This window comes from Cellvibrio sp., assembly GCF_053579595.1.
Genome location: NZ_JBRFPI010000328.1, coordinates 1 through 5,264, shown reverse-complemented (window position 1 = coordinate 5,264; position 5,264 = coordinate 1). Strand labels below are relative to the sequence as shown.

3 protein-coding genes are annotated in these 5,264 nt (G+C 49.9%); all 3 read left to right on the top strand.

Features of this window, described 5'->3' with window-relative positions:
- Positions 1 to 289 precede the first annotated feature (289 nt).
- Complete coding sequence (locus tag ACWA6V_RS16870) at positions 290 to 817, top strand: cytochrome c-type biogenesis protein (protein ID WP_449523584.1); 528 nt, start codon at positions 290 to 292, stop codon at positions 815 to 817.
- Entirely contained in the window at positions 817 to 2,097 is a 1,281-nt protein-coding gene (gene ccmI / locus ACWA6V_RS16865; protein ID WP_449523583.1) for a c-type cytochrome biogenesis protein CcmI, read from the top strand. The genes ACWA6V_RS16870 and ccmI overlap by 1 nt, the downstream gene beginning before the upstream one ends.
- A gap of 287 nt (positions 2,098 to 2,384) precedes the next feature.
- The coding region (smc, locus tag ACWA6V_RS16860) for a chromosome segregation protein SMC (RefSeq protein WP_449523582.1) at positions 2,385 to 5,264 on the top strand (2,880 nt) is incomplete at its 3' end.

Below are 5,264 nucleotides of genomic sequence, written 5' to 3'. Positions count from 1 at the left end.
AACTTGTGACCCATGCCTTGTAAGGGCATTGCTCTACCAACTGAGCTAACCGCCCAAGATTACACGCTTTTCAGCGCTCACCTTGTTGGTGGCGCGTATTCTAATCATGTAAAACTTTGGGTCAACCTTTTTTTTACAGATTCTTTAAATTTCTGCTGAAAAGTTAAAAAGCGGTTGCAAAACAAACACTTGTGATCGGTTTTTGCTCTTGGTGGCAAAATTTCCCGCTCTCGCTTATGAGTTGTTATACTCGCGCAAAATTTTCATCCAATGCCGCGGAAGCCTGTTTATGTGCGCAACTCTAATAAGACTTTGCACCTGTCTCGGATTGTTACTCCTTTCTTTTTCCAGCTTTGCCGCTATCGAAGTACATGAGTTTGATAACGATGTTGATCGCCAACGCTACCAAACCTTTATTGATGAAATGCGCTGCCCCAAATGTCAAAACCAGAATCTTGCCGGTACCAATTCGCCCATCGCTGAAGACCTCCGGCGTGAGCTGGTTTTCATGATAAAAGACGGCAAATCGGATAAAGAAATTGTGGATTTTATGGTGGAGCGCTATGGCGAATTTATTTTGTATCGCCCGCGTTTATCGCCTGCCACCCTGTTGCTCTGGGGCGCACCGGTCTTTTTACTGGTCTTTGGCGTAATCATGCTTCTACTTATAGTGCGCAAGCGTCGTCGCCTTGATGTGGCGGTGGATGTAGGTCTGTCGTCTACCGAGCGGGAGCGCTTGGCACATTTGCTGAATCCATCATCCAATAAAGAAACTGCCGAAAACGCAGATAAAAAATCCAAACCGGAGAAAAAATAATGACGTCCTTGTGGATTGGAGTGGCGCTCCTGAGTGTATTGGCATTGGGTTTTATTTTTTGGCCTCTGGTGCGTTACGGCAAACAGCAGAATGGCCAGTCGAGTGAAGTGGTTGCTGATCGTCTCGCTGAAAATGTGCGTTTGTTTCGCGAGCATATTGCGGAGTTGGAAGTGCAATTAACCGCAGGTCGAATCGACCAGGAGCAGTTTGAGCAATTGAAGTTGGAGCAAGAGCGTGCGCTGCTGGAGGATGAGGCCGATATTCGTGCGGCGCAGCAGAGTCGGACCTTGGGCGCTGGACTCAAAACACTCAGTGTTATTGGCGTTTTGCTTATCGCAGTGAGCTGGGGGCTTTATCAGCAATTGGGCAGTAGTGCTGACGTGGAGATTCGTTTGGCGCAGGAACTTAAACAAGAGTTGGATAACAAGGACTATGAGGCTGGCCGCAATCCTGATCCGGTGCGCGCGCGTGAGATGGTGCGTCTGATTCAGGCTCGCCTGGCCGATGAGCCTGAGCAGCTTCAATATTGGTTTTTCCTTGCGCGTATGCAGATGGATTTGAATGATTTTGGCCAAGCCGTCAATGCCTATCAGCAAGTTCTGCAGCGCGATGCGAGTTCCGCGATGGTGATGGCGGAGTTGGCGCAGGCAATGTTTCTACGTGACGACCGAAAGATGAGCCCGCCGATCACCGATTTGGTTGAAAAAGCCCTCAAAATTGAGCCCGACAACACTATGGCATTAGGCTTGGCGGGCATAGATGCGTTCGGTAAGAAGGATTACGTCAATGCCATCAAGTACTGGGAGCGCACCGTCAAGTTGACCGGGCAGGACTCCCCGGGGAGTCAAGCATTGGTTGCCGGTATTGAACGCGCAGCGACCCTGTATTTTGCGGACGGTGGCACTGAAGCGTCGCTTGCTGCCGCCCGTGCCGGCCGGCAATTAACTATCAACGTTAGTTTGGCCGAGGGAGTGACCGCGAGCCCTGAGCAAATTGTGTTTGTTTACGCGCGTACCTGGCAGGGTGCCAAAATGCCACTGGCGATTACGCGCCTACCAGTTTCCGAGCTGCCCAAGCGGGTAGTGCTGACCGAGGCTATGGCTATGACACCGGCGATGAGTTTAGGCTCGGTGGACAATGTGGAAGTGGTTGCCCGTATTTCGCAGGATGGGACCGCAGCAGCAAAAGTGGGTGATTGGCAGGGTAGTTTCGGCCCTGTGGATATGAAGGCGGTGCCGCCTGATGTCAGCATCAAAATTGATCAGAAAGTAACGCAATAATTCAGGTGTTTCGGCAAACCTCTGTGTTTCTGGGTGAAAATTAAACAGACCATCCGGCATTATGATTTTTGCTGGCGGCGGCGGGTGTAAAGCGGCACACAAATGTGTAGAATCCCGCCCTTACAGGTTTTTTTGGCATCTTTCCGAATTTTTATAAAAGCTAAAAAAATTAACAAAATCAAACAGCTAGGCAATGTGTGGTTGCCGGCGAATTATTTATTGAACAGGCGGGTTGGAGTAGGGCGCTCGAACCATATAAGCCTGATGAAATATGAGTGTATGGACCTATGCGGCTAAAGTGCATCAAGCTGGCTGGCTTTAAATCGTTTGTTGACCCTACCACGGTCAACTTCCCCAGCAACCTATGCGCTGTTGTTGGCCCGAATGGCTGCGGTAAATCGAACATTATTGACGCTGTACGTTGGGTTATGGGCGAATCCTCCGCCAAAAATCTGCGTGGCGAAAACATGACCGACGTTATTTTTAACGGCTCCAGCGGCCGTAAACCTGTCGGTCAAGCCTCTATCGAACTGGTGTTCGACAACTCTGATGGCACCCTCCTGGGCGAATACGCCGCCTTCACCGAAATCAGTATCAAACGCAAAGTCTCCCGCGATGGCGACAATAGCTATTACCTCAACGGCACCAAATGCCGCCGCCGCGATATTACCGATATCTTCCTTGGCACAGGTCTCGGCCCGCGCAGTTATGCGATTATCGAGCAGGGCATGATCTCAAAGCTGATCGAGGCTAAACCGGAAGATCTCCGTGTTTATATCGAAGAAGCGGCGGGTATTTCCAAATACAAAGAGCGTCGCCGTGATACCGAAAGCCGTATGCGGCGCACGCAGGAAAATCTTGAGCGTTTGACCGATATCCGCGATGAATTGGAGCGCCAATTATCGCGGTTGCAGCGTCAGGCACAAGCAGCTGAAAAATACGCAGAGTACAAAAAAGAAGAGCGTTTATTAAAAGCACAGTTGCAAGCGCTTAAATTCCAGCAGCTGGATCTGCAAGCGAAAGCCAAACAGGCCGGTATTCGCGATCTCGAACTGCGAATGGAATCTTTTGTCACCGATCAAGTAAACAAAGACACCCAAATTGAAAAATATCGCAGCCAATACACTGAGCTGGGCGATAAATTTAATGAAGTCCAAGGCCGCTATTACGCCATCGGCGCGGAGATTGCCCGCCTTGAGCAAAGTATCCAACACGCCAGTGAACGCGCGCGTCAACTGCAGGCGGATCTGGATCAAACCAGCCGCGACAGCAAAGAAGCTGAAGAAAATTTATTAATCGATACGCAAAAAACTGAAGCTTGGGAAGAAGAGCTGTTAGAGCTCGAGCCTGAGCTGGAAATGGTTAAAGCAGCAGAGGAAACCTCTGGCGAATCGTTGATTGATGCTGAAGAAGCAATGCAGCGTTGGCAGAATGATTGGGACAGTTTTAACCAGCGTGCGGCCGAGCCGCGCCAACGTGCCGAAGTTCAACAATCGCGCATCCAACATCTTGAACAGGTACAGCAACGTTTGTTGCAGCGTATTGAGAAATTGCGCGAAGAAAAAACCAACTTGCAAGATAGTTCGGAAGACGAGTCTATTCATGAGTTGACTGAACAACTCGCTGAATTGGATTTGGTTGCCGATGAAAAACGCATGCAACTGGATGCATTTGTTGAGCAGCTGGATAGCACCCGCAATGACAACAACCGCTTTGTAAATGAATTGGATCAGGCGCGCAGCCAATTACAAAAAATGCGTGGCCGCCATGCCTCGCTTGAAGCATTGCAACAAGCGGCAATGGGTGAAAAAAATAAAGCCGTTACCCAATGGTTGGCGCAAAATGATTTGACCAATAAGTCGCGTCTGGCTGATTCAATCAGCGTGGCTGACGGTTGGGATAAAGCACTCGAAACTGTATTGGGTAATGCATTGCAAGCGGTTTGTGTTGATCAGGTCGATGCAGTGACTGGCTTGCTTGAAAATCTCACCCAAGGCGAGTTGGTATTGTTTGATATCAATGCTAAATCAACCTCTTCCGCATCTACAAAAGCCTCATTGCTCAGCGCAAAAGTGACTGCCCCTTGGGATGCCCAGGGTCTGCTCGCCGGAATTTATATTGCCGATGATTTATCGGCTGCACTCGCTTTGCGTAAACAGCTTGCGGCAAATGAATCCGTTATCACCCGCGATGGTATTTGGTTAAGTCCCCACTGGGTACGTGTTACCCGGGACACAGATGCGAGCTCAGGTGTAATCGCTCGTCGTCAAGAGTTGGAAGAGTTAGCAGCTGCAATTGCAACTGCAGAAGAAAATATTGAAACACTCAATGTCCAACTGGAAGAAGGGCGTGCCGCAGTTAAACGCTTGGAGCAAGACCGTGAAACATTGCGTCGTCAGGTTGATGAAGAAAACCGCAAATACGGCGAGTTGCGTTCACAATTAAGCGCCAAACAAGTTCGCATTGAACAAATGAATATGCGCCGCGAGCGCGCGGATAATGAAATCCGCGAGGCGCGCGAACAAATGGAGCAGGAAGCTGAACATTTGTCCGAGGCGCGTATGATTTTGAGCGAAGCTATTGAGATGATGGAGCAGGATACCGACCTGCGTGAATCGCTGCTGCAACAGCGCGATGATATCCGCACTGGTTTGGATGCTGCCCGTCAGCGCGCCCGCCACGATAAAGATAAAGCCCATGAAATTGCCATGCGTTACCAATCGGTAAAAACGCAGTTGGATTCCATTCGTTTGGGCATTGGTCGTTTGCGCGAACAGGCTTCACGTTTGCAAGAGCGCCGTGAGCAATTGCTGGCCAGTATTGCGGACAACCGCGATCCGGTTGAAGAATATAAGTTGGAGCTGGAAGCCAGTTTGTCCAAGCGTCTTTCGGTTGAAGCTTCCTTGACTGAGGCGCGCCGCGCATTGGAAACCGTTGAGCACGAGTTGCGCAACTCGGAGCAGGCGCGCAACCGCGCTGAACAAGAAGTGCAAGCCGTGCGTGCGCATTTGGAGCAGGAGCGTTTGGCGGCACAAATGTTTGAAGTGCAGCGTGCGGGTATTGTTGAGCAACTGCAAGAAGAAGAATTAAATCTGGATATCATTTTGGCAGAGATGCCAGAAGGTACCGAAGTAAAGCCTTTGGAAGAAGAATTGGAAAGTCTCGCG

Coding starts and splice junctions, on each gene's coding strand:
- ACWA6V_RS16870 (WP_449523584.1), top strand. CDS start 290: ATGTGCGCAACTCTAATAAGACTTTGCACCTGTCTCGGATTGTTACTC.
- ccmI (WP_449523583.1), top strand. CDS start 817: ATGACGTCCTTGTGGATTGGAGTGGCGCTCCTGAGTGTATTGGCATTG.